The sequence below is a fragment of the Nostoc sp. LPT genome (genome assembly GCF_017115165.1).
In the GTDB taxonomy this organism is placed as follows: domain Bacteria; phylum Cyanobacteriota; class Cyanobacteriia; order Cyanobacteriales; family Nostocaceae; genus Nostoc.
On sequence record NZ_JABXKF010000051.1, the window covers coordinates 1 to 25528 of the forward strand.

The window sequence follows — 25528 nt, forward strand, 5'->3', positions numbered from 1 at the left end:
AGAGTTTTTTCTTTTAATTCTTTTATTCAGAATACCCGGAAAGTGACAGAAGAGGACTTATAGATATTCTACTCAATTAGGTCAGCTGACTTTAGGGTGATGCCTACGCCTACGCAATTCCAGCATCCCCATGACTAACCTTATTTGGCAACGTCTTCAAAATCTGTTATCGCACAAGCAAATTCTCTAAAAGCTGTTTTAATCAGAACCTCTTTCGTTCCTCTTTCCAGAGAAGAGTTGCGTATGAGGTCTGTTAATTCTATGAATAACAGAGAAAACATAAAACGATCTTGGCGGTCAACTTGTTTCAAGCAAGACAATATAAACTGATAAAGCTCTGTTTTTCTGGGTTTGGTTTGTTCATCCCATATTTGCAACCCAAGCCGAAAAGTTCTCAAGCGGATTTCATTGGTGTTGTATGACGCGTCTTTGTAGCGGACTAATACGCGTTGGGGTAGTTCCATGAGTTTTAGCTATACATATTCCATGTAAAGTCATTATTCACTTATATTTTGGCTCAACCGGAAAAATCTGATATTTTGCACCAATCGCAACAGCCCCCAGATGTTAGAAACGAATGACTGGCATGGAATATAGAGAGTTATGTAGGGTAGTACAGCCGTTCTATCCTACGATCATCAATTTAGAGGATACCCCAGAAATGGAGTAGCCCTTGACCAGAAAAAGCTTCAATCAAAATTGCAGATACAAAACCAATCATTGCAAGACGACCGTTCCAATTTTCACTCTGAGGAGTGAAGCCAAAACGCACAGCATTAGGATCTTCTGAAATAATAGGCGCAGTATTCTTAAAATCTGACATGAGCATAACTCCAAAGTTCAAGTTTTGTAGCAGTTGTAACTGTCTGTAAAGTAATGTAACAGATGTTGAAAAAAATGCAAGATTGAGTGAATTAGGACTTACTCACTCTCTACGAATTATTATCTATCAGGACTTACGCAACTGGCACACTGCGATTGCCTTTAGTAGTACACATGTATTAAATTATGTAGTTCTGAAAGCTTTGTATTTGGAATAGAAATGGTATTAGTGAAGCACTATTGAAATATTTATGAGAAAATAAGTATCTTAGTGTATTAAATAGGATTTGTTTGCGGTAATGAGATTTACTAAACTTAATTACTACCAATACTTGCTAAGTAGCCAAATCAATTATACAATCACAAATTTGGCAGAGCATTTAGAGCAGATAAGTCATGATAAAATCAACCGTTATTTAACGAATGAAAAATTAACACCTCGGATTCTTTGGGATAATGTTAAAGATTTAATATAAATAAATAATAACGCCTACTTGGTTTTTGATGACACAATAATTGACAAACGATACGCTGTAGAGATAGAACCAAGTAAACGCCAATATAGTGGCAATGAACATGGTGTAATTCAAGGTATTGGGCTAGTAAATTGTATATATGTCAATTATGAAGTCGGAAAATTTTGGGTAGTTGATTATCGGATTTATGACCCAGATAGAGATGGGAAAACAAAGATAGACCATGTGACAGAGATGCTGCAAACCCTTATGTATCATAAGGGTTTACCGTTTCAAGCCGTCTTGATGGACACTTGGTATGCAACAAATAAATTGATGTTATATATTGATAGGTTAGGAAAATATTATTATTGCCCTCTGAAACGTAATCGACTTGTTGATGATACAGCAGGTGAAAAAGATTATCAAAGAATTGAATTATTATCTTGGGATAAAGAGGAGTTGAAATCAGGTAAAATAGTTAAAATAAAAAAGTTCCCTCAAGCTAAAAAAGTGAAACTTTTCCGGGTCACTGTCTCCACCGACAGAACGGATTTTATCGCTACAAACGATTTATCTCAAGATTCAACGTAGTTGTACAAAAAGTGTGTAAGCTGCGATGGAAGGTTGAGTCCTGTTCATAGAGAATTAAAACAATTGACTGGTATTGAATCGTGTCAATGTCGCAAGGGTCGTATTCAAAGAAACCATGAAAGCCTCGCGCTATTTTAGTCTGGCTTCGACTTAAAGATTTAGCTTATAAAAGTGGTCAAACAATTTATCAAATTAAGCATGGATTGTTGTCAAATTATTTAGTTCAACAACTAAAACGTCCCAATGTTACCATGTTTGCCTTTTAAGTTCAGGACTTACGCAACTGGCACAGGTGATCGCTATTTTCTAGTATATATATACTAGAAAATAGTGGCATATTTAGAGGAAATTGCTGAAATTATTAACAGTAATTAGCTGTGTTAAATATTCTTCAAATTATGATAAAATTAGTTGAGTATAAATAAAATAAATCTTGTAGTTTATGAGATTTACTAAACTTAACTATTGCCAGTATCTATTAAGTAGTCAGATTAATTATACTCTTCACTTTTTTGGCAGAGCATCTGGAGCAGATTAGTCATGATAAAATTAATCGCTATCTCAAGATTGATTTGCTAACACCACGTTTGCTTTGGGATAATGTTAAAGATCTCATTCAAGTAAGTAATCACGCATATCTAGTTTTTGATGACACAGTAATTGATAAACGATATGCCATAGAAATAGAAACAACTAAACGGCAGTATAGTGGCAACGAGCATAGAGTTATTCAAGGAATTGGGTTAATCAATTGTATATATGTCAATCATGAGATTGGAAAGTTTTGGGTAGTTGACTATCGTATTTATGACCCAGACAGAGATGGAAAAACAAAGATAGTCCATGTGATGGAGATGCTGCAAAACCTTGTGCATCATAAAGCTTTACCATTTCAAGCTGTCTTGATGGACACTTGGTATGCAACAAATAAATTGATGTTATATATTGATAGTCTAGGGAAATACTATTATTGTCCTCTTAAACGTAATCGCCTTGTTGATGATACATTAGGTCAAGAAGATTATAAAAAAATTGAGTTGTTATCTTGGAATGAGCAGGAGTTGAAAGTAGGTAAAATAGTTAAAATAAAAAAGTTTCCTCAAGCTAAAAAAGTGAAACTATTCCGGGTGACTGTCTCTACCGACAGAACGGATTTTATCGTTACAAACGATTTATCTCAAGATTCAACGTAGTTGTACAAAAAGTGTGTAAAGTTCGATGGCATATTGAGGAGTTTCATAGAGAATTAAAACAATTGACGGGTATTGAATCTTGTCAATGCCGCAAGGGTCGTATTCAAAGAAATCATGAAAGCCTCGCGCTATTTTAGTTTGGCTTAGACTCAAAGATTTAGCTTATCAAACAGGTCAAACAATTTATCAAATTAAGCATGGATTGTTATCAAATTATTTAGTTCAGCAACTCAAACGTCCGGCTGTTCCCATGTTTATTGTCTAGTTGTTTAGCGCTTGGCGCGGCTATACCGCGCCTTTGCTTGTGACAGTTGCGTAAGTCCTAAAGTTGTTTGGCGCTCGGCGCGGCGTAGCCGCACCATTACTTGTGACAGTTGCGTAAGTCCTGTCTATCAGACGCTGCGCGATGCTGATGATGACAGCGAATTGCTGCGAGAAGATTGAATTATTAGCTTGAGTAGAGATAATGATTTTGACGATTTTTGATGGTTAAAGCGCTTTTCAAATGCATAGATTTTTCTCCTAAAAGGCTACGGTGTACACATAAGTTATCCGATTACCAAAAAGTCCTTCAAAACCTCACCCTGTCTTATGGGACATCTCTCTCTTTAGTAAGGAGAGGGACAGGTTTTGTATAGCAAAACCTTTCTTGAGGTATCTCAAAGGCTATGAGACTAACCGGAAATTGCCTTGACAAAGACTTGTGTGTACACCGTAGTTAAGCTGTTAGGGGAGACAAAGCTACGCTTTAGCTCTTTAGTGGGTTCTTAAAGTTACGCTGGATAAATCCGTAATCTTCTATTTGGTTCTTCGCCAAAACTATGTGACTTGAGGCGATAGTGTTCTACCAACTCATGTTGCATTTTGCGGACTTGGGGAGAACGCGGCAATAACTCGACTGGCTGTCCTTTAGGAATCACAATTTGCTCAACGGCAAGTCTAGCTTCTTCAAGAGCATCCATCTCATCATCGCTACCATTGTGCAAAAACAATTGTAGTTCTCTATCATCGGCCATCTCTGGGTCGTCAATGTTCAGTAACCGCCGCAAACCACGGGTAATTTGGGGAATGGTGCTGGACTTAATCATGTGGATGGGTACATGACGAGCTTTGGCCATTTGGCGTAATTTGGCGTGGTTTTTGACGTGCGATCGCAGTGCTAAAATTGCATCAGCACTATCTATATCTTTTGTCAAGACTACGGGCAAAGTTAGCACGCTAATCACCTGTTCTAGTTGGTGGCGGCTAACCCCATAAGGGTAAACGTGCAATGGCAAATCTTCACCATTCGGCCCTGGCTGTCTAGTAGCAGCATCAAAATCAATGCTCTCAGAATAATTGAAAGATTCATCTAGTAAACGGTCAAACTCACTGCGCCCAGTTACCCGCTCTACAGGCAATTGCGGCAGTGCTACCATTTGTCCAGATGAACGCCAGCCATTAGACGGTCGCGCTGGTGGGAAAGAATCCTCCACTGTTCCTAGCTGTCCACCACGACCGTTGACAACAGCTAACTGACGTGTAACCGCAATTTTGCCGTGGTCATCAACGGTTCTCGTTTGTGGGGTAGGTTGACGCCCCCGCAGCAGATTATCTACGGTGTCAGCAACACTTTCGTGTACTGTCCAGCGTTGGCGTTCCAACATTTCCACAGCAATTTCAAAGGTAGGTGGGGCTTTCCGCTCCAAAACAGTCTTTTGAGAGCCTCGCCGTCTGGCTTCATCGTCTCCCAGCGTCACAGCTTGGATACCCCCAACTAAATCAGCTAGGGTGGGGTTTTTAATCAGATTTTCGATCTGATTACCGTGGGCAGTACCTACCAACTGTACACCCCGTTCCGCAATGGTACGAGCCGCTAAAGCTTCCAGTTCCGTGCCAATTTCATCAATCACAATGACTTCTGGCATGTGGTTTTCCACTGCCTCAATCATCACCTGATGCTGTTCATTTGGATGAGCCACTTGCATCCGCCGGGCGCGACCAATGGCGGGGTGAGCAACATCACCATCCCCAGCGATTTCGTTGGAGGTGTCAATAATCACCACTCGCTTATGCAAATCGTCAGCTAAAACACGGGCTATTTCCCGTAAGGCGGTAGTTTTACCCACGCCTGGACGCCCCAGCATGAGAATCGATTTACCAGTTTCTACCAAATCGCGGATCATGCCAATGGTTCCGAATACGGCTCGACCAACACGACAGGTCAAGCCAATAATCTTACCAGTGCGGTTGCGAATAGCGCTGATCCGATGCAAAGTTTGCTCAATTCCTGCCCGATTATCTCCGCCAAAGATTCCGACTCGTTGAATGCAATCATCTATTTGTTCTTGAGTAACGGGTATTTCGCTCAAATACTCAGCTTGATTAGGAAAGCGAGCCTCTGGGCGACGACCCAAATCCAAGACCACCTCTACTAAACTATCTCGTTTGGGATGACTCTCTAGTACTTGTTGCAGGTCTTGGGGCAAAATGTCTAATAACTTTTGGAGATCGTCTGTAATCGTCATGCTTTCTATGGTGACGTTTTTAGAGATAGCGAGGACATTTGCGTGCAGGAGAACCCGCCCTGGGTATTGAGCGATTAACGCTCCTGCTGTGACTTAATCTGGGAAACGAGAGAATGGGCAAGTTCTACAGCTTGCCAAAGCAATACTTCATCTTCTTCTAGGCGAACAGTCGCCTTCATATTGGTGTTAATTATCTCCTTATTCTCTAACTGTTCCAGAATTGGTGACAGCAATACACGGGCGTAGCTACCGTAAGCAACCCCGGCAATGTAGGAGGGCTGAGTGCTGTTAGCGGAAGCGGGGCGTTTAGCCCGTGCTGTTAGCGGATAGCTAGGGTTTAGCCCGTACTGAGTAATATAGTCTTTCTCAGCACTCATAACTCGGAACTCAGCACTGTTTAACAGTCCCATTGCCTTTAACTTAGCAACGGTATAGCTATTAGTGCCGCCTGATAACTGCACATATCCCGGTAACTTAGCTGCCAAAACTTTTTGCCCTAATTTCACCGCGGCTATTGTGGTGCCATCGCCAATATCACCACTCATGGGACGACCGTCGGTTTGCCAAATTAAAGCACCCTTGATTGGGGCAATCAGGTCATACAGAGCTCTCAAGTAGTCAATCATCCCCTCGCCATCAGGACAGCTGATAGCTAGTAACTTTAGTTGATCGGCCCACGGTGAAATTGCTTGCCATAATTGCTCAAATTCTGCTAACCGCCCGACTTTTGTATGGATTTCTACGGCATCTACTCCCGTTGACATTACCAATGGCGCGCTCGCTCCCGGCGTTGTCACGTATGAAGCTGTATAAATTATACTATAAGGGCAAATTGGTATGCAACGACCGCAGCCATAACACTTTTCGGATACTACTCCTGAAAAGTCTTCTTTGATACTGTCAAACACGATCGCTTGTGCCGGACAAATCCTTTCACAGGGTCTAGGACAGTCTGTAGGACACTCATGAGGATTAAATTCTGCTTTGCGAAAATGGGGATCTTCTCCATCGTTTAGGCTGACCATCAAAAAGGGTAAATTGCCTTTGTAGTCAAAGCCTCGCTTTTGGGCATCCCTAGCCAGAGATTTGGCTGCTTCTAGCCCTGATTGCGCTGCTGCAATTACTGCTGGATCAGCTGCAACATCTATACAGTCAGCGCCCGCCAAAGTATAGGCTAACGTTAAACTTCTGACTGCCGGCAAATGCTGGAAACTGGCTCCGCAGATCAGCTTGAACCAGTCACCTTGTTTGAGAGATTGTAAAGGTACGAACAGATCAGTCACTATTCTATTATGCGTTTATGCGACTAAAAATAGTAGTCTGCGATCAAGAAAAAGTCCGAATTTGCTGATTTAAGGTTTGTTGAATTGGGCATTGGCCAAACAGGGCATTGAGAAGAGACAAGGTAGACAAGGAAGAGGGGGGAGATAAAGGAGAGATTTATTCAATAATTCCCCTTCTTCTCCCTTATCCCCCTCATCTCCCTTATCCCCCTGCTCCCCTGCTACTCTGCCCCCTGCTCCCGCGCAGCTGTCTTAGGAGGACAATAACATGACAACTGTATTTTTTGTAGAAGACTCTGCTGAAGATAGAGCTTTGTATCGACGCTTTTTAGAGCAAGACGATCGCTACACTTATGATATTTACGAATTTGAGTCTGGAAATAAGGCGCTACAAGCTTGTCAAGAGAAAATACCAGATGTGATTTTGTTGGACTTTCAATTACCAGATTTAGGTGGGCTGGAATTTCTCACTCAGCTACAGAGGCAAACTTCCAGTAACAAAATTTCAGTAATTATGCTGACTGGACAGGCAGACGAAACGATCGCAGTCCAAGCGATCAAAAGTGGAGCGGATGATTATCTAGTCAAGGGAAAACTGACTCGTGAAAATTTCTGCCGCACGATTCATGGGGCGATCAAGCATAAGCAGCTAATGCAGCAGCTAGAACAGCAGCAGGAACAACAACGCCTAGTAGCAGCGATCGCTCTTGATATTCGTCAATCCTTGAAGCTTCAAGATATCCTCGCCACGAGTGTCAAAAAAGTCTGCCAGTTATTCAAGGCCGATCGCGTATTGGTGTATCAATTTACCCATCAGATACAGGGTTGTGTTGTGGCGGAGTCGATACTACCCCAATGGACACCAATTTTTGGACTGGAGATTGAAGCTACCTGTTTTCAGGAAAATCATGGGGAAGAATACCGCCAAGGAAAAATCTGGGCGGCGACGAACATCTACGAAGCGGGTTTAAGTAATAGCCATATTCAACTTTTGGAACAGTTTCAGGTGAAGGCGAATTTAGTTGTCCCCATTTTGTTAGAAAATAAGGGGACTCAAGCACTTGAATGGGGGCTATTTATCGTACATCAATGTTCTGCCCCCCGACAATGGCAGACATTTGAGGTGGAGTTGCTCAACCAACTGACGGTGCAACTAGCGATCGCTATCCAACAAGCCCAACTCTACCACAAGCTCCAAACCCTCAACACGGAGTTAGAAGCCAAAGTAGAAGAACGCACTACCAAATTGCACCAAAGCAATCACCGATTCCGCGCTATCTTTAATAACACTTTCCAATTCACAGGACTGCTAACGCCAGCTGGCATTTTACTGGAGGTGAACCAGACGGCGCTAAGTTTTGGCGGACTGAAACTGGAAGATGTCATCGATCGCCCTTTTTGGGAAGCAGACTGGTGGACGATTTCACCACAAACTCAAGCAGAATTAAAACAAGCGATCGCTCGTGCTGCCAAAGGGGAGTTTATCCGCTATGAAGTTGATATTCTCGGTGCAAATAACCGAGTAGCAACAACCGATTTTTCACTCCGTCCGCTTTTAGATGAGACAGGTAAAGTTGTTTTGTTGATTTCAGAAGGGCGAGATATTACCGAACTCAAACAGGCTAAAGAAAAACTTCAACAAAGTGAAGCACTGCTAGCCACTACTCAAAAAATCGCCCATATAGGCAGTTGGGAATTTAACTTAGAAACGAAAAAGCGCTACTGGTCAATGGAAACCTTTCGCATCTCTGGTCTAAATCCTACTCAAGGCGAACCCACCCAGGCGGAACTTCTCCAAATAATTCACCCAGACGATCGCGTCTGGATGGAGGCTCAATTGAAACAGGCGATGTCTACGACAGGCTACACCTACGCTCAAGAAGCCCCTTTCAATCTTGAGTATCGAATTATCCGACCTGATGGTTCAGTGCGCTACGTTGAATCGAAAGCAGAGATAGCTTATGACGCTCAAGGACAGCCAGTTAAGCTGTTGGGAGGGGTTCTAGATATTACAGAACGCAAACAAACTGAGTTAGAAATCATTCGTAGTCGTGACCTGCTAGAAGCTGTTTATAATGAATCCGCTGATGCACTCTTTTTGGTAGATGTCGAAACATTACTGATCGCTGACTGTAACGAGCGAGCAGTGAAACTATTTGCAGCCTCTAGTAAAGCTGAACTGATTAACATTGATGGTAATACTCTGCAAAAACAACCGTTTGCTTCCGATGAAATCGCCACCTTTATCGAAGAAATTAACCAACAAGGGTTTTGGAGTCGAGAAGTTGAATACATTACCAAGCAGGGCAAACTCTTTTGGGGAAATATCGCCGCCAAACAAATCACAGTCGCTGGTACTGTGATGCAACTGGTACGAATCACGGATATTACTGCACGGAAGTATGGTGAACAAGAGCGCAAACGAGCAGAAATCGCTCTCCGAGAAAGTGAGGAACGACTACAATTAGCCCTTGAGGCTTCTGGAGATGCTTTGTGGGACTGGAATATTTTGACTAGACAGGTTTATTACAGCCCTCGCTATTTAGAAATGCTTGGATACCGCTTTGATGAACTCCCACAGGATTTTAGTACCTGGGAGCGATTAGTTCATCCCGACGATCTACCTTGGGTGGAGAAAATCTTGGCAGATCACCTCAAGGATAGTTCAACACCATACAAATTTGACTATCGACTCCGAACTAAGTCGGGCGAATGCAAATGGATTGCCAACTACGGTAAGGTTGTGATGCGAGATGCAGATGGTAATCCTCTGCGAATGACTGGTACTCATCGGGATATCAGCGATCGACAAGCCGCGCTACGCGAACGCAAACAAACTGAAGCAGCCTTAGCCAAAAGTGAAGAACAACTGAGACTAACGTTGGAATTTAACCACATCGGTCTTTGGGATTGGAATGTTCAAACAGGCGAAGTTATCTGGAACGACAACCATTATCGTTTGTTAGGTTTAGATCCAGAAATATCAGCAGCCAGCTATCAACTATGGCGCGATCGCGTGCATCCAGAGGATGTTGATCGAATTGAACAAGCTGTATCAAATGCACTGGCACAACATATTAATTTTCAAGCTGAATATCGAGTAATTTTTTCCGATGGTAGGGTTCACTGGCTGACGGGGAAAGGGCGTGGCGTTTATAATCAAGCAGGCGAACCTGTACGGATGCTGGGGATAATTATTGATGTAAGCGAGCGCAAGATTTTAGAGCGAGAACTGGCTCACAAGCAAAAGTTATTGGATACCTTCATCAATAGTGCACCCGTTGGTATAACTATTCTGAATCGGGAACTACGTTATTCATTAATTAATGAAGCATTAGCAGAAATTAATGGCATTCCCGCAGCGGCGCATTTTGGCAAGACACCGTGGGAGATTGTCCCAGATATAGCACCCAAGCAAGAACAAGTCTTTCAACATATCTTAACAACGGGTGAACCGATTCTGGATTTGGAAATCAGTGGAGAAACCCCAAAATTTCCAGGTGTAATCAGGACTTGGCTAGCTTCTTACTTTCCGATTCAATCTGAAACCGATGAACCTATTAGCATCGGCATTGTCGTAGTTGAAATCAGCGATCGCAAACGCGCTGAACAAATGTTAGAGTTGCAAGCAGTCATCACCCGCAACATGGCAGAAGGAATTTGCCTAGTTCGCGCCATAGATGGCGTATTTGTCTACGCCAATCCTAAATTCGAGCAGATGTTTGGCTATCACCCTGGTGAATTAATTGGTCAGCATGTGTCAATTGTCAACTACGGTAATGAAAATAATACACCTGAAGATGTTAGTCAGGGGATTTGCACTGCTATTTTGGAACATGGTGAAGCAACCTATGAAGTCCATAATATTAAAAAAGATGGTACTCCATTCTGGTGTAGCGCTACCGCTTCCGTTTTTGAACATCCTGAGTATGGAAACGTCCTTGTCGCCATCCAACAAGATATCACCGAACAAAAGCAAGCGGAAGAAAAAATCAAAGCCTCTCTAAAAGAAAAGGAAGTATTACTCAAAGAAATTCATCATCGTGTTAAGAACAATTTAGGAATTGTCAGCAGTTTGCTGCAAATGCAATGCAGACGAACACAAGATCCTGTGGTGACAGCTATTTTGCGCGATAGCCAAAACCGCATTGCTTCCATTGCCCTAGTTCATGAAAAACTATACCGTTCTCAAGACCTCGCTGATATTGATTTCGCTCAATACATTCCAGATTTAACAACTCATTTATTTGATTCCTATAATGTCAGTTCCAGCCAAATTCAACTAAATATTCAAGTTGATAATGCTAGCCTCGACATTGAAACCGCCATTCCTTGTGGCTTGATTATCAACGAACTGGTTTCCAATGCTTTAAAATACGCTTTTGCTGGTAATCGTGGAGGGAAAATTGAGGTTAAGTTTTATCAAGAATTTGAATCTGCTTTGACACTCATTATTAGAGATAATGGTGTTGGCTTACCTGAAAATTTTGATAGCAAAAAAACTAAAACGCTGGGCATAACCCTTGTCCAGGGTTTAGTCAAGCAGCTAAAAGGAAAGCTTGAAATTGACTCTCAACAGGGAACAGAGTTCAAAATTACTTTTACAAACAGCCGATCATGAACATAATTGGCATACCATCAAAGATGCAGACAAAGGAGACTGTTCGAGTTCTTGTTGTTGAAGATGAATATATCCTTGCTATCAACTTACAAGAAACTTTAGAGTCTCTAGGATATGTTGTTTTAGATATAGCCGATTCTGCCGAAGGGGCAATTACAAAAGCAATTGAATTACGCCCAAACTTGATTTTAATGGATATCAGGTTACGGGGTGAAATGGACGGCATCCAGGCAGCAGAGCAAATTTGGTATCTTTTGCAAATTCCTATTATCTACGTCACAGGTCACTCTGATAAAAGTACTGTCGAGCGGGCAACGCTGACATCTCCCTTTGGATATATTCTCAAGCCCATTAAGGAGCAAGAACTTTATGTTGCTATTCAAACCGCTCTTAATCGCTACAATCGCGAGCAATTTTTGAGTTCTGTGCTTCGAGGAATGGGTGATGGGGTAATTGTAGTAGATACTGAGTTGCATGTTAAGTACATCAATCAGGTAGCTGAAGCTCTGACAGGGTGGCGATGGAATCAAGCTAAAGACAAGATGTTAACTGAAATTATTAAACTCATTGATGAAAAAACTCAGCTGCCGGCAAAAAATCCAATTATCGCAGCCCTCAAACAAGAAACTACTATATATCTAGGCAGTAGCGTCCTACTAGTTGCTAGAGACGGCACAACTATACCAATAGCCGATAGCGCTACACCTGTGAGAAATAACAGCGGTGTAATTACAGGAGCCGTATTGGTTTTCCGGGATGACACACAACGACGGTTAACTGAAGAACGTAATCTCGCAGCTGAACGTGCCCAACAACTAGAAATTCGCGTGGCAGAACTTCAACACCTGAACCAGTTAAAAGAGGATTTTCTGGCAACCACTTCTCATGAAATGCGAACGCCCTTGTCAAACATCAAAATGGCAATCTCTGTGCTAGAAAATATTCTTGATCGGCAAGGTATCTTAAATTCAAACACACTTTCTCCATCTGAATCTGTAGCCCGCTATTTAGGTATTCTGCGTGAACAGTGCGAACAAGAACTGGATTTGGTAGATAATTTGCTGCATCTACGAATGATTGATGCAGATGTCTATCCATTGGAATTAACTTCAATTCAACTCCAAAACTGGCTGCCTCACGTTGCCGAGTATTTTCAGGAACGCGCTCAAGCTAGAGAACAGTCTTTTCAACTTAGTGTTTCTCCAAATTTACCACCTTTAGTTTCAGACTTGGCTAGCCTGACTGAAATTGTTTCAGAATTACTCAACAATGCTTGTAAATACACTTCGCCTGATGGAGAGATTGCGTTGAATGCTCAGCTAATTTACATTACAAAAAGTTTGATAAATGAGGATGCTAAATTTGCTGCATTAGATAATTTTCAAGTTCCTTATTTTCAAATCACAATTAGTAATTCTGGGGTGATAATTCCGAAAAAAGAACAATCTCGAATTTTTGAGCCGTTTTACCGGATTCCTGAAAGCGATGCCTACGGCAACCCGAAACGGGAACGCTGGCAACAGAGCGGCACAGGATTAGGTTTAACATTGGTTAAGAAGTTAGTAGAATATCTCCAAGGCACGATTGAAGTTACCAGTTCTCATGGCTGGACAACGTTTACAGTTCAGCTGCCTTTAAGTTTGTGATGGTATTTGTCATTTGTCCTTTGTCATTAGGTGTTGGTTATTAATTTTTGCCTCCTGTGTCCCTCACTCTCCGAAAAAGTTCAAACTACGTCAAAATTTAAATAAACGCGATCGCATCTTACCGACAATGCAGATTACCCAAAGTCTCCATACAGCGATTCTTGTAACTGACTTAGAACGCTCTGAACATTTTTATGGGAAAGTATTGGGATTATCTAAAATAGATCGTTCCCTAAACTACCCTGGTGCATGGTATCAAGTCGGCGACTATCAAATTCACCTGATAGTTGCAACCACTGTCCCCACGGAAAACTCAAACGAAAAATGGGGACGTAATCCCCACGTCGCCTTCACAGTAGCTGACTTAGACGCCGCCAAACAAGAATTCCTCAATCACAATTATCCCATTCAAGCCAGCGCCTCCGGTCGCGCTGCCCTGTTCACTCAAGACCCGGATGGGAATATTATCGAGTTGAGTCAGCAGTGAGCCAAAGTGGGGAGCAGGGGGATAAGGGAGATGAGGGGGAATTATTGAATAAATCTCTCTCTTATCTCCCCCCTCTCCTTTGTCTACCTTGTCTCTTCTTCATGCCCTGTTTGGCCAATGCCCCGTCCCTCTTCTATTCTGGTAATTTATATTGTCCAACAATACGTTTGGCAAACTCTGGAACGTGTGCTTCTAATTTCTCTGGATGATTCCGCTTCACATACAAATAATTCCGAGTAAAGTGAGAATCAATGGAAAATCGCGCATATTCTAGACCTTTGGGACCGATTTTTTCGATAACCACACCCATCAGTTTTGCTGCCCACATCGGCAGGGTAACGCCTTTATCGTAAGCGGGAATACTTTGCTGTACGGCTTCTTTGCGGTTGCCTTTAGACGTTACTGGTTGGGTGTCTAACTGGTCTTTGACTAAATCTAGCATTTCCTTACCAGTATCATTTCTAACTACAATCCATTGCCAACCGAAGGGTGCGCCCATGTAGCCAACAACTAAGTCGGCTAGGGAGTTGACGTAATCAAAGCAACTCATACAAGATGGGGCAAAGACATCTTTGAGTTTGTTGGTTTTCAAACCAAAGAAAGGCACTGTTTCTGATGAGCCATCTTCATGTTTGAAATGAACCCGGAAGTCTTGCATGAATTCGTAATGCACAACTGTGTCAGGCGATCTGCTGGTGGTTTCTAAGAATTTTTGCAGTCCGGCGCGGTTAACATTATCTACGCAGGGCGTACCCAAAACATACAGCTTTTCTAAACCAAGTTGTTTTTCTACGGCTCGTAATGCCTGGATTTGACAACCAACACCAATTACCAACAGCCGCTTCATCCCCGATTTTTCCACCTGTTCTAATACCGAAAGGTTTGGAGAAAGCGTTGGTTTATTTACCCGCGCTGCTAGTATTTCTTCTGGAGTCCGGGCGATGACGGGCATGGGTTGAAAGCGGTCTTCTTTGGTGTTTTGCACGCAGACTACACCTTCCACTAAGCCGCGATTAAGCATTTCAATAGCAATGCTGCTAACAATACCCGTCCATTGTGCGCCTTCAATCGCTTGCTGTTTCTTCGCAGCTATCATGTCTTGGTGAACACCAAAGTAGAGTTCATCGGGGTTTTCGAGATGGCGCGATCGCGTGTGCGTTTCTTGTTCAAGTTCGCCTATTTGCTGATTAATAAAAGCGCAGGCTTCCTTGACATAGTGAATATAATATGTATCACATAGTCCGCACTCGCTACAGAGTTCTTTGGCTGGGCGGCGGCTGGTAGGTTTTAAGGCTCTGGCTTTTTTGTGAGGAGAAACTGAGGTCATATAAACTTTTTGTTTTATCCAGGAATCGCTTTTATTACAATACCTTCACTGGCTATGAACTTGACGATAGAGATTGAACAAGAAATTATAATGTTTTTAAACGCAGAGGGACGCAAAGTAAACGCATAGGCGCTTCGCCTTCGCGCAGGGTAGGAACGCAGAGTTTTGCTTAATTTATTTTGCTACGAATTAATCAAATATTGTACTGAGGCTGTGATGAGGAACTATAGAAATGCAATCGCACTCAGCGATGAGTTGGGGAAATGGAATTTGATTTTTGATACACAGATAAAAGCAGACATTCCCAAACTAGCCGTGGTTGAGCGTAAGAAAGCAAGTTTTTTCGAGATTGTTCTAGCTGGTTAATGATACTAGGTTGATGCCACTGCTGCCAGTAGAATTGCTGAAGATAATCAACTAACCACAGTTGTGCTTCTGTATCTAAATCCTTATCAATTGTCTTGGCTAGCTCTAAGGCGTTAGGGTAAGATTTAGGCGCTTTTTTCAAGTCTTCAAGTAATTTATCGGGAATAGCTTGTAATTGCTCATAAGATGCGATCGCACTTCCAGCACTACCAGCTGCTATGCTCAATACTGCCTGATTTGACAAAATTTCCTGATGACCTGTTTGTGTGAGTACAACAGCCAAAGACTGTGCATTTAAGCGATAAAAAGGAATGCGTTGACAGCGTGATACCAAAGTCGGTAACACAGATTCAGGTGTCGGTGCAATTAAAATTAATGTTGCCTGTCCCGGTTCTTCCAAGGTTTTAAGTAAAGCATTCGCTGCGGCTTCTGCCATTGTTTGAGCTTCTTCCAGCACTACGACATTTCTCGGCGCTTCCAAGGGCGGACGACCTAAAAACTCGGTAATTTCCCGAATTTGCTCTAGTCGAATTACAGGTGGTGCTTTACGCTTGAGTCCTTTCTCGGCTGCTTCTGTTGCTGTTAATCGTTGTCCCTGATATTGGTATGTTGGTTGCACCCACAATAAAGCTGGATGGTTCCCCTGACGCAAACGATTTTGTAAAGACGCAGTAACTCCCATCCCACTAGAAAATAGCAATTCCACAAAGCATCTGGCTCCTAAACTCCTGCCTACACCATCTGGCCCCACAAATAAGTAGGCTGGAGGAACCCGGTTTTGTCTGACAGCCTGAGTAAGTAATTCTATAGCTTGCTGTTGTCCAATAACTGGTGCAAATGGGTCATTAGTCATTAATTAGATGTTGTAGAACTGCTGACAGGTCAATCAGTATGGCATAAAGCTGAAAGACCTCAGCCTTTGGTAGCAGTTAATTGATGAGTGCTGAGTACGATTCTTACTTTTTTACTCAGCATTGTTTGGGTAAATTAGCGATCGCTTATAAAAATCTTACCTTTAGGGACTTCCAGTTAAAAAAACATCCCATCCGGGACGCTCCGCGAACGTAGGGGCACGGTATGCCGTGCCCCTACTATTTAAACCTTAGACGTGAGAAATCTGGATATCTCTGCATGTGCCAACACAGCACCAGGTTCGCGCTGGAGAGCGTTGTAATACTTTCTCTCGAAGGTATTACCCGTCTCTAACGGTACAATGAGTGTACGGACATCAGCAATCAATTTTTGGAAATCGTCCAGCAATATCGGTTCATCTGCTTGGAGCATTTCATCAACTTGCACAACCATCTCAGAAATGCGATGTAGCCAAGCAAATTGTTCGTGAGCGATGACTAGCTGAAGAAGTTCTCCACTTGATACTCGTCCACTAATCTGTTCGTAGGCAATGCGTTCTGTCTCCAGCAACATCTTGTGAAGGTAGAGTAATTTGTTTCGTAAATCACGCAGATATTGATGCTGACGTATTCTTTGTGTAAGTGTGTTAGAAGTCAATGTTACTTATCCTCTCGTTACAATAGTCTTCAATGACTTAAATAATTTCTAAGCATTGAGAATTGGGCATTGGGGAGCCAGTGCGTTGGGCGGGCAATGCCCGACTTGTACTCCTACGGAGAAGCAAGCTACGCGTAGCGTCTCCCCTTGGGAGAAGCAACTGGCGTCATTGGGCGAGAAGTTACAGGAGATAGGGAATAATCTGTACCCTGTAACCTAATTCCCTTCTTCTTCCCTACTCAGCACTGGCTCAACCCTAGCTATCCGCTAACAGCACTCCTCAAGGGAGTTGGTAACTCTTCCCCATGCCCTTGTGAATGGAGTTTTTTATGTATTTGGTTTCCTTGCTAAGAAGCATTATAATTAACATATCTTTTTATAGCCGTTATATCTTATATTTGATTAATCATATAATAACATAAAATTAGTGAGAAGTAGATAGTACTGAGCGAGAAAATATCAATTATGGGAAAACCATCTTCATGTCGCTAGCAAATGTAATTTTAGGTCTTCTTCAGCAGCAAGAAATGACGGGCTACGACCTGAAAACGAGCTGCTTCGATCGATACATTGCCCATTTATGGCCAGCAGATCAGGCACAAATTTACAGAACTCTCGATAAGCTAGTTGAGCAAGGCTGGATTACCTGTAACATTGAGATTCAACACGATCGCCCCAACCGCAAAGTCTACAGTGTAACGGAGTTAGGGAAAGCCGAATTTAGCCGATGGCTAGGGATTCATCAGCCCTTACCGACTATCAGAGAACCTTTACTCGTCCAGTTGCATTTTGCAGATCAGTTGTCGAATGAAACCATCATTCAGCTACTGGAGCAACAATTGGCGGCTCGAAGCAAAAAGCTGGCTGAATGTGAAACCATCGATTTGCCATCACTCGGTGATGAATCTGCCAACCGCAAGCAGGTGATGCAAAGGCTGGTGCTGGAGTTGGTAATCCGAAGAGAAGAGACTTATATTGATTGGTTGAAGACAGCAATCGATGTTATCAGTGGCCAAGAGTCATATCCATTTACCAAAAAAGAATTCAGGAGTCAGGAGCCAGAATTCAGAATTGAATTTTGAACCAAAGAGCAGATGAATCGTGGATTATTTGTAGGTTTAGTAACTTTAGATTTGATTTATCTTGCTGATGCCCCTAAGAATAATCAGAAGATTGTTGCTACTGACTATACTGTAGCGGCAGGGGGCCCAGCAACAAACGCGGCTGTAACTTTCAATTATTTAGGAAATCAGTCTACAGTCTTAGGTGTAGTGGGTTCTCACCCAATGACGCAGCTAATTCGAGGTGACTTGGCAAATTACAAAGTTGCGATCGCAGACCTTGAGCCTACCACTAATTTAGTACCGCCTGTATCTTCGATCATTGTCACTCAAGCCACGGGTGAACGCGCTGTGGTTTCGATCAATGCTGTCAAAACTCAAGCTAGCAGCGCATCTATCCCGCCAGATATTTTGCAAAATGTCGATATCGTACTGATTGATGGACATCAGATGGCGGTTGGTGATTCCATAGTTCAAATGGCTAAAGCCAATAATATCCCAGTAGCGATCGATGGTGGTAGTTGGAAGCCTGGATTTGAGCAAATTCTACCGTTTGTGGATTACGCTATCTGTTCAGCTAACTTTTATCCCCCCAACTGCCAGACTGGAGAAGACGTTTTTAGCTATCTCAGTGGATTTGACATTCCTCACATTGCCATTACCCACGGGCAAGAACCAATTGAATACTTGAGTAGCACTAAAACTGGTATCGTAGATGTGCCGCAGATTCAAGCAGTTGATACGTTAGGGGCTGGAGATATTTTCCACAGTGCTTTCTGTCATTACATTTTAAGGCAAAGCTTTACTGATGCATTGGCACTGGCAGCTAATATTGCTGCTGATTCCTGTAAATTTTTTGGTACTCGGCGCTGGATGGATTTAAGATAATTCGTAATTCGTAATGACGCTCTCTACGAGACGCTAAAAGCGTAGCTTGCTTCCCCGGAGGGGTACGCGGACTCGCTACCACTACGTTCGCGGAGCGTCTCGTAGAGAAGACAGTAATTCGTAATTTAAGACTTTGAATTACGAATTAGTAATCAGTTAAACTAAGTATCGCTGTGCGCCTCTAATCACGTTATACATATTTTTAGATCAGGCCAAATTAATGAAAGATTTACAAGAAATATTAGCGATCACTCGTGAGGTAGGTTGGGGCGCAGCAGATATACTGCGATCGTATTACCACGGTACTGCAAAAGACCCTAACTTAGAAGTCCAATATAAGCAGAATGAGCCTGTCACTGTTGCCGATGTAGCTGTGAGTCAATACATTTTGCAAAGGCTACAATCAACTTTAGGTAACGAAGATTTTGCTTACATCAGCGAAGAAACTTATCAATCGCCAAGTGGTGTAGCACAGCTTTCCACTCCTTGGGTATGGATAATTGACCCTTTGGATGGTACACGAGACTTTATCGAAAAAACTGGGGACTATGCGGTTCACATTGCTTTAGTTAAGGAAACACGCCCAGTATTAGCAGTGGTGGCAGTACCAGAGGCTCAAAAGTTATATTACGCTACCAAAGGCGGAGGTACATTTGTAGAAACCCGTGACGGATCTGTTCCTTTACAAGTGTCGTCAGGTAAACGAATTGAGGATTTAACCTTAGTCGTTAGTCGCTCTCACCGCAACCAACGGTTAGATCGCTTGCTACAAAACTTACCCTGTCAAAATCATAAATCTGTGGGTAGTGTAGGCTGCAAAATCGCCACCATTGTCGAGCAACAAGCAGATATCTACATTTCCCTTTCCGGCAAGTCTGCGCCCAAAGACTGGGATATAGCCGCCCCAGAATTGATTTTAACAGAAGCTGGTGGTAAATTTACCCACTTTGACGGCACTCCGTTGCAGTATAACACTGGTGATATCAATCAATGGGGAGGTTTGCTGGCTAGTAATGGTGAATATCACGAGGTGCTATGTAAGAAAGCGGAAGCTATCTTAGCGCAGTTTGACCATAGCTAACGGGGTACTGGAGGATGAATATTTCTTAATTTGCTTTAATTTGCTTTTAAAACAGTCGATCGTGGTATGATTAATCGCGTTACCGATAATAATCTTTGCCCCTTAGCCCACGGCTTAATTTTAAAACACTAAATATCTGAGCGATCGCTAGTTAATTCCGATTTCCGATTAAAAGTGTAACTTTTATAGTACAAGCAACAAAAGCTAGTCTTTAGAAAGTCTGCAAACCGTCCTTAAAGGTTTGATTTGTGAATAAAATTCACTATCAGGCAATATTCAAAGGCTGAAGGCTGTGCTACACTCATGGACATAAAGATTATTTTCGGTTGAGTAACTCGTTTTGATTTCTAAAAACCGTCTCTCCGAATTTAACTCTCTACACTCTGTGAATTCGGAGATTTCTATGTCAATTTACGTCGGAAACCTGTCCTATCAGGTTACAGAAGAGGACCTAAAGCAGGCTTTTGCAGAATACGGAACAGTAAATCGTGTTCAACTACCCACAGATCGGGAAACAGGCCGGCCGCGTGGGTTCGCTTTTGTGGAAATGGAATCAGACACACAAGAACAATCTGCCATTGATGCACTTGATGGTGCTGAATGGATGGGACGTGATTTGAAAGTGAACAAAGCTAAACCTCGTGAGGAAAGAAGTAACTCCTCTCGTGGTAGTTGGGGTGGCGGTAATAATGCCCGCCGCAGCAATAATCGCTACTAAGTCGATTCCTGAGAATTTCACATTTAGAGTCTCCAGCAGATAAAGCCAAAGGCTCCATTCTGCTGGAATATTTTATTTGGTATCTAGTCTTGAACTATTCATTCACATTAAGGAGGAATGAGAATGACACAAGTAGTTTTAGGGGAGAATGAAGGTATTGAATCAGCCTTGAGAAGATTTAAGCGGGAAGTTTCTAAAGCAGGAATTTTCCAAGATATGAGAAAAAAGCGTCACTTCGAGACGCCGATAGAAAAAGAGAAGCGTAAAGCAATTGCTAGGCACAAACAACGTCGTCAACAACGTTCTCGCTTCAATTAAAAGTCCAAGCAAATTTGCCCTTCGATTTGACATCTAGCCAGCACCTTTTCATTGTTGCCATATCTCTGGCAAGCCACAAGTAATTAGGCATACATGAATAAATAACACTGTTCGTAGTAGCGCTGTATTGACTTTCAGCGCTATTAGCCGTATAGATTTTCAATTGCGTAAGGATTATTATAGCCGTAGTCACACAGGTTAGGACAGTGTTGATTGCTCAAAGTCTTGAAACAACTGGGTTTTTACTCAGCACGGGCTAAACGCCCCCCTTCCGCTAACAGCACTCAGCACTTAGCTATATGTTAAACAGCAGCCAAAACAGAGCAAATACCACCTTGCTTCAATGTCAACGCTTTGCTTAACTTTTTTGTATTCAAAATCACATCTACATTTAGCAGTAGTTTATTCCACTACAATAACTTAGGCTTTACTGACCAATGCTAGAGGCAGGATTGTTTCTAGCTTTTTAAGATTAATACTGATGAGCTACTTTAAAAGGTTAAGTAAGTCTCTTCAATGCCATCCAGAAGTAAGCTTACTGCGATCTGAGCCACTTATAACAGGCTAATAATCCAGTGCTTAAGATGATGTCGTTAGCGATGTCTACGACGGGCTACACCTACACGTCAAATTGGATGGAAAAACCAGTCAGATTTAGGTTGTACTTCTTGTGGTACTTTTTGGAGGAGTTTGTGAATCAGAAAATATCAAGAAGAGAGTTTGCCACCCTGGCAGGATCGGGAGTGGTAGCGATCGCCTTAGGTAGCCCACTTCTGGCAAAGTCAGCAGAGGCTGTATCCACACCTGATGCCCAGATGAAAGCCGTGTTAGATGAACTTGCCTCTTTTAACGCACCGCCCACTGAGAAATTGTCGCCCATGAATGCTCGCAACAACCCAACTGTGGCAGATGCAGTTATGGGCGTGCTTGCTAAACGTCGCAAACCTGCGGTGGAAATGGTCGGGGATATCACCCATCAACTTATACCAGGGCCGGGGGGCGATCTTCTGGCGCGTATTTATCTACCAAAGGGAAAGGGGCCGTTCCCGGTGCTGGTCTACTTCCACGGTGGCGGTTGGGTAATCGCTAATTTAGATACCTATGATTCATCGTGCCGCGCTTTGACTAATGCAGCTAACTGTATGGTTGTATCTGTCGCCTATCGCCAAGCCCCAGAACATAAGTTTCCCGCAGCGGCGGAAGATGCTTATGCTGCAACTCAATGGGTTATGGCGAATGCTGCCCGAATCAACGGCGACCCCAAGCGGGTTGCAGTCGGCGGTGAGAGCGCAGGTGGCAACTTGGCGGCTGTCACCTGCTTAATGGCACGTGACAGAGGCGGCAAGATACCTGTGCATCAGATGCTAATCTACCCAGTTACCAATTACGCCTTTGACACACCCTCCTACCAGGAAAATGCCAACGCCAAGCCGCTCAACAAAGCGATGATGATCTGGTTCTGGAGCCAATATCTAAACAGTCAGTCTGACGGGAGTAATCCCTATGCTTCACCACTGCGAGCAGAAAACCTGCGCGGTCTGCCACCTGCAACCGTGATTACAGCAGAAATTGACCCACTGCGTAGTGAAGGAGAAGCCTACGCCAAGCGTTTGCGTGAGGCGGGTTCCTCTGTAAAGGCAATCAATTATAACGGCGTGACTCATGAATTCTTTGGCACCGGAGCAGTGGTAGATAAAGGGAAGCAGGCGGTTAAGGAAGCAGCAGGCGGACTGCGCTCTGCATTTATGAGTAACACTACTAAAAGCTAGTAAATCAGACAGCGCAAGTAGCCATTGCGATCACCCTGTCTAGGGCTAAACCAAATCGATACGCCACGCTAATTAATTAAACTGTTAAATAGCACTAGAAAGCATCTAATTATGAGTGAACACAATCCGATCGACGAGCAAAGCAAGCAGAAGGCTTTAGACTCCTCTCGTCAAGAAGCTGGAGAATATCTGACCAAGGTGGTTGCAACTCATGCCGCTATAGTTTGTTGAGTTCTATTTGCAAAACTGAATTAATTACGAATTATGAATTACAAATTACTTGCTTAGTCTGCAATCCTTGGCTGTGGATTTTCAGAAAAATGTTACGACTTTATCATTTATTACTAGGCTCTATTTTACTGGTATCAATACCGGTGGGAGCCAAGTTTGTTCTCCCCCAATTTTCTCCACCCAAAATAGTAAAACCTCCTACTATTGCAAAAGTTCCCAACTCTAATCAGGGAAATATCTGGCAGAAAATTCTGGGAAATGCTGCTGCTCCAACTAACTGGCAAGTTGCTCCCTGTGAAGGAAATGCACCCCTGTTGTGTGTCTCTTCCAAAGGAAAACGTTTGGGTACAGTTGAGATTAACATTTACCCACTAGCAAACAATGAAGATTTCCGAAAGAAACTCTTAGCAGCTGGGATTCCAACTGTTTCCCTAGTAGACTACCAAAGTTCCAAGTACCAAACCCAGGTTTTACCAGTACTTAAGACTTGGGTTGCAGACCACTACGCTGCGTTTGCCAAAGATCGTCAAGGTGAATATGGCAAAGAGATTACTTTCTCAACCTACCCACCGCAATCAGTACCCATTGGTAAGCTTCAGGGAATCCGTTATGGGTTCGCCGGACTTAAGCAAAAAGGTGGAGTACAAGAGCAACATATCGGTCATGTTGCTTTTGATGGCACTAAACTTTATGTAATTACCACTGCATTTGACACAGGTACACAAACAGGTAAGTTTGATAAACTGGAAAACTTGGCTATTTTTCAACCTTACTTATATGCGATCGCAGCAGATTTGCATTTACCCCAATAGGAATTGGGTTAGGACAAAGTTTACAGGTTAAAGGTAATAGGGAATAATCTGTCTCCTGTAACCTTTAACCTGTAACCTTCTTCAATCACCCACCAACCTAAATCTCAGCCACCGCCCGTTCAATCAAGCGATGTGCCAAAGTTTGCGTACCTGTATGTTCATAATAATTTGTTGCTACATCCAAGAACGCCGCCAGGTAGTCCAACTTGTCATCAGCAATATCGGTAAAACTTTGCAAGTTGTGGACAACCTTTTGTGGCGTTAAATTATTGGCGCTAACTAGCCCACTCATCCAACCTTTAACCGAGTCAAAGCTTTCGCCGATAAAGTTGAGTTTTCCAGCAGAATTGTTACCTGGAATCACATCTTTGATGTTTCGGAAAGTCGAGTTTTGTTCTAACTCCTGTGGATTTGTTTGATTCAGACCAGATATCGCTTTGCTGATAAAATCTGGGCCCAAAGGTATCAAACCATCAACGCAAACTAACGCCACCATACGGATCAATGACTCACCACTATACTCACCTAAAGAAGCGACAAAATCCCCAATACTGTCTCCAGGAATGCCGTTAATTTGACAGAAGGCTACCAACTCAGCCACTAATTTTAATGTTAGATCGATAGTTTGGGCTTTATCAGGTTTGGGAGTGACAGAGTTTAAAAAACCCAACAAAGGAATTTTTTCACCGACTTTGTTAGCTAAAGCTGCTGCACCAAGTGCTTTATCTGTACCATCAACAGTTTGATATAACCATAAGGCTGTTTGGTATCCTTGGGATTTGTCGTTGAATAGATAAATAGCTCTTTCGCCAATTTGCTGAATTAAATCTTCGTCGTCTTCGCCAGTGACTTTCTTAATAGTATTGACAAAGCCGACGGTATTTTGCCACTCTCCAGGAGCAACAAAATCAAGGGACTTTAACAGAGAAACAGTCAAGCCGCCAGTTGGTAATTGATCGACCAACTCAAAAATTGATTTGCTCACAAAAATCTCCTGATTTGGGTTTTGTTATCTAAATGTTCGTAGTACAAATCATTTCAGGTTAGCTAGACGATTAAGATTAAACTTCTCTAACCAATCTGCGCGATCGCTAGCTGTAAATGACGGATCGCGAGAAAGTGCTTTTACTTGGTACTTACCTACCAAAATTGCAGTTTGCGTCTTACCAACTTCTATTGCGGGATAACCGCCAATTTTTTTGGTGCTTTTCGAGAATTTTGCAGCTGCACTAGGTGTACTAGTAGTATCAGAAATAGACAGCAATGCTATATCTTTACCGCCTTTTTTCAACTTCGCTTCCGCAAAGCCTTTTTTCTCTTGGGTATAGACGCGCTGGTAGCCATCACCTGCATCAGGGAAAAGCTTATTAAATTCGCTACCTTGAGTTGCAGTCTTAGCGACTGATTGACCCTTTTTTTGTTGAGTGCTTTCTTTTTGCACCTGGTCAAAACGTCCAGGTGTTTTTGGACTACAAGCTGTTGTCAGTAGTATTACCGACAGCAACAAGGCGGCTACTACCCTACGGCCACGGTGTAAAATCATTCTTGGCTTCTCCTTGAACTTGAGCTTTGAGGCAATTATCTGCGCTGCTAGCAATTATTACCCGTTCTTACCTGTTATTACCCGTAAAATTTACTTTTTGATAATTATTTCCTAAGTTCTCAACTATAAAGGTCATTTTTGCACTACTTAACGTAGCAATTAACCCAATGCAAAAACGCCCCCCCTTTCGGGAGAGCGTCTTCTGTTTATAGAAAAGCGTCAAGAGCGTATCTCAGATTATGATTAACCGTTGATAGCAGGAGCAGTTAGAGCTACAGGAGCAAGATCACCAGCAGC

General features: G+C 42.7%; 20 protein-coding genes and 2 pseudogenes. 13 read left to right on the forward strand and 9 right to left on the reverse strand.

Annotated elements, in window-relative coordinates; translation table 11 throughout:
* Nucleotides 1–140 precede the first annotated feature (140 nt).
* On the reverse strand, nt 141–464 hold the full coding sequence (locus tag HWQ58_RS11725) for a hypothetical protein (protein WP_292862038.1): 324 nt from the start codon (nt 462–464) through the stop codon (nt 141–143).
* Nucleotides 465–643: 179 nt separating this feature from the next.
* Complete coding sequence (locus HWQ58_RS11730) at nt 644–823, reverse strand: chlorophyll a/b-binding protein (RefSeq protein ID WP_292862041.1); 180 nt, start codon at nt 821–823, stop codon at nt 644–646.
* Nucleotides 824–1121: 298 nt separating this feature from the next.
* Here HWQ58_RS11730 and HWQ58_RS11735 point away from each other — a divergent pair.
* The 3 genes and pseudogenes from HWQ58_RS11735 (at nt 1122) to HWQ58_RS11745 (ending at nt 3508) form a co-directional block, all read left to right on the forward strand.
* Nucleotides 1122–2137, forward strand: a pseudogene (locus HWQ58_RS11735) (transposase).
* Nucleotides 2138–2313: 176 nt separating this feature from the next.
* Nucleotides 2314–3329: pseudogene (locus tag HWQ58_RS11740) on the forward strand (transposase).
* Nucleotides 3330–3340: 11 nt separating this feature from the next.
* Nucleotides 3341–3508: a hypothetical protein gene (locus HWQ58_RS11745; RefSeq protein WP_292862044.1), complete on the forward strand. Its 168-nt coding sequence runs from the start codon at nt 3341–3343 to the stop codon at nt 3506–3508.
* A gap of 329 nt (nt 3509–3837) precedes the next feature.
* Here the strand turns inward: HWQ58_RS11745 and HWQ58_RS11750 are convergent, their stop codons facing one another.
* Nucleotides 3838–5571, reverse strand: coding sequence for a R3H domain-containing nucleic acid-binding protein (locus HWQ58_RS11750; RefSeq protein WP_292862047.1), 1734 nt, complete (start codon nt 5569–5571; stop codon nt 3838–3840).
* A gap of 74 nt (nt 5572–5645) precedes the next feature.
* On the reverse strand, nt 5646–6854 hold the full coding sequence (gene ldpA / locus HWQ58_RS11755) for a circadian clock protein LdpA (protein WP_292862050.1): 1209 nt from the start codon (nt 6852–6854) through the stop codon (nt 5646–5648).
* Between the two features lie 268 nt (nt 6855–7122).
* Here ldpA and HWQ58_RS11760 point away from each other — a divergent pair, with 268 nt between their 5' ends.
* From HWQ58_RS11760 to HWQ58_RS11770, 3 genes are all read left to right on the forward strand, one after another.
* Entirely contained in the window at nt 7123–11475 is a 4353-nt protein-coding gene (locus HWQ58_RS11760) for a PAS domain S-box protein (protein WP_292862053.1), read from the forward strand.
* Nucleotides 11472–13121, forward strand: coding sequence for a response regulator (locus HWQ58_RS11765; RefSeq protein ID WP_292862056.1), 1650 nt, complete (start codon nt 11472–11474; stop codon nt 13119–13121). Before HWQ58_RS11760 ends, HWQ58_RS11765 begins: the two co-directional genes overlap by 4 nt.
* Before the next feature lie 127 nt (nt 13122–13248).
* Nucleotides 13249–13608 carry a VOC family protein gene (locus HWQ58_RS11770; RefSeq protein ID WP_292862059.1) on the forward strand — a complete coding sequence of 120 codons (360 nt, stop codon included), beginning with the start codon at nt 13249–13251 and terminating at the stop codon, nt 13606–13608.
* Nucleotides 13609–13741: 133 nt separating this feature from the next.
* Here HWQ58_RS11770 and HWQ58_RS11775 read toward each other — a convergent pair whose 3' ends face one another.
* The 3 genes from HWQ58_RS11775 to HWQ58_RS11785 form a co-directional block, all read right to left on the reverse strand.
* Nucleotides 13742–14935 (reverse strand): Coenzyme F420 hydrogenase/dehydrogenase, beta subunit C-terminal domain, encoded by a 1194-nt coding sequence (locus tag HWQ58_RS11775; protein ID WP_292862062.1) that lies wholly within the window; start codon nt 14933–14935, stop codon nt 13742–13744.
* Between the two features lie 244 nt (nt 14936–15179).
* The gene (locus tag HWQ58_RS11780) at nt 15180–16154 is read right to left on the reverse strand and encodes a DNA polymerase III subunit delta' (protein WP_292862065.1); all 975 of its coding nucleotides are present in this window, start codon (nt 16152–16154) and stop codon (nt 15180–15182) included.
* Between the two features lie 242 nt (nt 16155–16396).
* On the reverse strand, nt 16397–16810 hold the full coding sequence (locus HWQ58_RS11785) for a hypothetical protein (RefSeq protein WP_292745367.1): 414 nt from the start codon (nt 16808–16810) through the stop codon (nt 16397–16399).
* A gap of 482 nt (nt 16811–17292) precedes the next feature.
* On the opposite strand from HWQ58_RS11785, the gene HWQ58_RS11790 reads away from it, so the two are divergent.
* The 7 genes from HWQ58_RS11790 (at nt 17293) to HWQ58_RS11820 (ending at nt 23688) form a co-directional block, all read left to right on the forward strand.
* Complete coding sequence (locus tag HWQ58_RS11790) at nt 17293–17892, forward strand: PadR family transcriptional regulator (RefSeq protein ID WP_292862069.1); 600 nt, start codon at nt 17293–17295, stop codon at nt 17890–17892.
* Between the two features lie 12 nt (nt 17893–17904).
* Complete coding sequence (locus tag HWQ58_RS11795; protein ID WP_292862072.1) at nt 17905–18759, forward strand: sugar kinase; 855 nt, start codon at nt 17905–17907, stop codon at nt 18757–18759.
* A 220-nt stretch (nt 18760–18979) separates the two neighbouring features.
* A complete protein-coding gene (locus HWQ58_RS11800; protein WP_292862075.1) occupies nt 18980–19840 on the forward strand; it encodes a 3'(2'),5'-bisphosphate nucleotidase CysQ in 861 nt (286 codons plus the stop codon).
* Between the two features lie 403 nt (nt 19841–20243).
* A complete protein-coding gene (locus HWQ58_RS11805) occupies nt 20244–20558 on the forward strand; it encodes an RNA-binding protein (protein ID WP_292862078.1) in 315 nt (104 codons plus the stop codon).
* A 123-nt stretch (nt 20559–20681) separates the two neighbouring features.
* Nucleotides 20682–20876: a 30S ribosomal protein S21 gene (gene rpsU, locus HWQ58_RS11810; protein WP_069073011.1), complete on the forward strand. Its 195-nt coding sequence runs from the start codon at nt 20682–20684 to the stop codon at nt 20874–20876.
* 692 nt (nt 20877–21568) lie between these two features.
* Nucleotides 21569–22645 carry an alpha/beta hydrolase gene (locus tag HWQ58_RS11815; protein ID WP_292862080.1) on the forward strand — a complete coding sequence of 359 codons (1077 nt, stop codon included), beginning with the start codon at nt 21569–21571 and terminating at the stop codon, nt 22643–22645.
* 320 nt (nt 22646–22965) lie between these two features.
* A complete protein-coding gene (locus HWQ58_RS11820; protein WP_292862082.1) occupies nt 22966–23688 on the forward strand; it encodes a hypothetical protein in 723 nt (240 codons plus the stop codon).
* Nucleotides 23689–23785: 97 nt separating this feature from the next.
* Here the strand turns inward: HWQ58_RS11820 and HWQ58_RS11825 are convergent, their stop codons facing one another.
* Together HWQ58_RS11825 and HWQ58_RS11830 are read right to left on the reverse strand one after the other, a co-directional pair.
* Nucleotides 23786–24673 (reverse strand): hypothetical protein, encoded by an 888-nt coding sequence (locus HWQ58_RS11825; RefSeq protein WP_292862085.1) that lies wholly within the window; start codon nt 24671–24673, stop codon nt 23786–23788.
* A gap of 48 nt (nt 24674–24721) precedes the next feature.
* On the reverse strand, nt 24722–25231 hold the full coding sequence (locus HWQ58_RS11830; protein WP_292862087.1) for a hypothetical protein: 510 nt from the start codon (nt 25229–25231) through the stop codon (nt 24722–24724).
* Between the last annotated feature and the right edge of the window lie 297 nt (nt 25232–25528).